Origin of the sequence: Pseudarthrobacter raffinosi, from assembly GCF_023913835.1 — a bacterium.
Taxonomy (GTDB): domain Bacteria; phylum Actinomycetota; class Actinomycetes; order Actinomycetales; family Micrococcaceae; genus Arthrobacter; species Arthrobacter raffinosi.
Genome location: NZ_JAMXBG010000046.1, coordinates 1 through 2,654 on the forward strand (window position 1 = coordinate 1; position 2,654 = coordinate 2,654).

The window sequence follows — 2,654 nt, forward strand, 5'->3', positions numbered from 1 at the left end:
TCTGGACCTCCGCCTTGCGTGAAGCATGGCAGGCAGCCGGCGCGGACCGCCTGGGTGGCTCCGTCGCCGCCGTCAGCGTTGCCGCCCAGCAGCATGGAATGGTCGCCCTCGACAGTTCCCGAAAACCCGTGTATGACGCGCTGCTGTGGAATGACACCCGCAGTGCAGCGGATGCGGCGCGCCTGCGGGATGAACTGGGACCCGAGGGGTGGGTCGACGCCGTCAACCTTGTCCCGGTCGCTTCGTTCACCATCACCAAACTGGCATGGCTGGCACGGAACGAACCGGACTCCGCGAACCGGATCGCACAGGTGGTGCTGCCTCATGACTGGCTGAACGGCGCCCTGGCCGGCGAGTTCACCACCGACCGAAGCGACGCTTCGGGCACCGGCTATTATTCCGCCGTGACCAACAGTTACCGCACCGACCTGCTGGAACGCTTCTTCGGACGCATTCCTCAGCTTCCCCGAGTAGTGCCCTCTGACGAACCGGCCGGAAGTGTGCAAAGCGGTTGGGGAATTGACGGGGCGCTCCTTGGGCCAGGTGCCGGTGACAACGCCGCAGCAGCCCTGGGCCTGGGCGTCCGCCCCGGCGAAATCGTCGTCTCGATCGGCACCTCCGGAACCGTATTCACCACAACGCCGTCGGCTGTCCCCGATCCAACCGGGGCTGTCGCCGGTTTCGCGGACGCCACCGGCAACCATTTGCCTCTGCTGGCCATGCTCAATTCCGCCCGGGTCATGGCCGCCACCGCCTCAATGCTTGACATCGACCTGTCGGCACTCGATTCGCTGGCGCTGGCCGCCGACCGGGAAGCAGGAGGGCTGACATTCCTTCCGTATCTGGACGGGGAGCGGAGCCCCAACCTTCCCCACGCGACTGGATCCCTGACCGGACTCAGCAGAAGCAACATGACCCCGCAGAACCTTGCCCGCGCCTCAGTGCTGGGTGTACTCAATTCACTGGCCGACGCCATCGACATTCTTAAACAGTCCGGCGTAGCCCCGGATAAAGTGCTGCTGATCGGCGGAGGATCGAAGTCCAGGGCACTTCGCCAGGCCGCAGCCAGCATTTTCGGGATGCCCGTCGAGATCCCGACAACGAAAGAATATGTGGCGCTAGGGGCCGCTAGACAAGCGGCATGGTCAGCCTCCGGAAGCCTTCCCGACTGGCAACGAAGCGTTGAAGCCGCCTACGAGCCCGAAGGACACTGGGGCGCCGAGGTGCGGGGACGCTACATCGACGCCCGAAAAAACATCTACGGAGTCTGAGCTAATTGTGACGGACGCCCACTGGGCAGGCTCGAACACAAGGGTTCCTTGTGTTCCCTATATGAGGTACCGGTAGACGGTGGCGCGGGAGACCCCGAGCATCTTGCCGATGTCACGGGCGTTGATTCCTTTGTCCTTGAGTTCCCTGGCTCTGGCAGCGGCAGTGTCATCTAATTTTCGGGGCCTTCCGCCGTGGCGGTTGTTGGCCGCGGCTGCGGCGAGTCCTGCTCTGGTGCGTTCGATCATCGTGTCGCGCTCCAGCTGCCCGAACGCCGCCATGATTGTCAGCATGGCGGTGCCCATCGGGCCGGTGGTGTCCAGGCCCTCGGTCAGGGAGCGGAAACCCACTCCCCGTTCCCGGAGATTCTCGATAACGTCCAGGACATGCCGGGTGTTGCGTCCCAACCGATCGAGCTTCCAGACGGTGAGCACGTCACCGGCCTCCAGCCGTTCCATTGCCTTGGAGAGCTGGGGGCGTTCCGTCGTGGACCCGCTGACGCCGTTGTCGGCAAAGATCCGGGCAGCGCCGGCGGCCTGGAGTGCAGTGAGCTGCAGATCCAGGTTCTGTTCCGTGGTGGAAACCCTCGCGTACCCGATAGCAGCCATGGCCGTCCCTGCATTCTCTTAATCCCGAACAACTTGTCGTTATGAGACTACCTGTTGTTGGACGGCATTCCGAGACAACGCCTGTCCGTGTCGCGCCGCGAAATCCATGTCGGAAACCCGCTTCGGAAATCAACGTCGGAAACCCCTGCCGTGATGGTCTTCTCGACACATGTTGATCGGATGTCACGCGTCTCCACCGCCGACCAAAACCCCGACCACCAAACGGACACCCTCGCCCGCGCCGGCGTCGACCCGGCCAACATTTGCCTCGACCACGCCAGCGGCGCCAAAGCCAGCAGACCCGAGCTCGACAAGGCCCTCGCCTCCGCCAACCGGGCCGGCGACCAGCTCGTCATCACCCGCCTCGATAGACTCGGACGCTCAGTCCTGCACCTCGTCACCCTCGGCGGAAGCACGGGCAATGTTCGGGATGCTCTCCGTCCTCGCCGAACTCCAACGAGAACTCATCATCGCCAACACCCGCGACGGCCTCGCGGCCGCCCGCGCCCGCGGACGAACCGAAGGAAGACGCCCGAAACTCACCCCCGACCAGGCCCACCACGCCCAACAGCTCTACGACGCAGGGGACCACACCGTCCAGCGCATCGCCGACCTGCTTCAGGGCCCGCGCTCCAAGGCCACCTCAACAAAACAAGCATCGGGCGACGCCCACCCCAACGCCGTGACCCGGCGTAACAGCGGTGCCGACCAGAACCTCTACTACCTGGCCCCACCGGCTTAGCGTGACTCTCCCGAGCATTGGTCCTCAAGCCCCGA

At 64.5% G+C, this 2,654-nt stretch carries 2 protein-coding genes and 1 pseudogene; 2 read left to right on the forward strand and 1 reads right to left on the reverse strand.

The window, feature by feature from the left end:
• A partial coding sequence (gene xylB / locus NG697_RS20950; protein ID WP_252615097.1) for a xylulokinase occupies positions 1-1,271 on the forward strand: 1,271 nt, incomplete at its 5' end.
• Positions 1,272-1,328: 57 nt separating this feature from the next.
• Here the strand turns inward: xylB and NG697_RS20955 are convergent.
• On the reverse strand, positions 1,329-1,877 hold the full coding sequence (locus NG697_RS20955) for a recombinase family protein (RefSeq protein WP_252615098.1): 549 nt from the start codon (positions 1,875-1,877) through the stop codon (positions 1,329-1,331).
• Positions 1,878-2,057: 180 nt separating this feature from the next.
• Between NG697_RS20955 and NG697_RS20960 the strand changes: the two are divergent.
• Positions 2,058-2,619, forward strand: a pseudogene (locus NG697_RS20960) (recombinase family protein).
• The last annotated feature ends 35 nt before the right edge of the window (positions 2,620-2,654 follow it).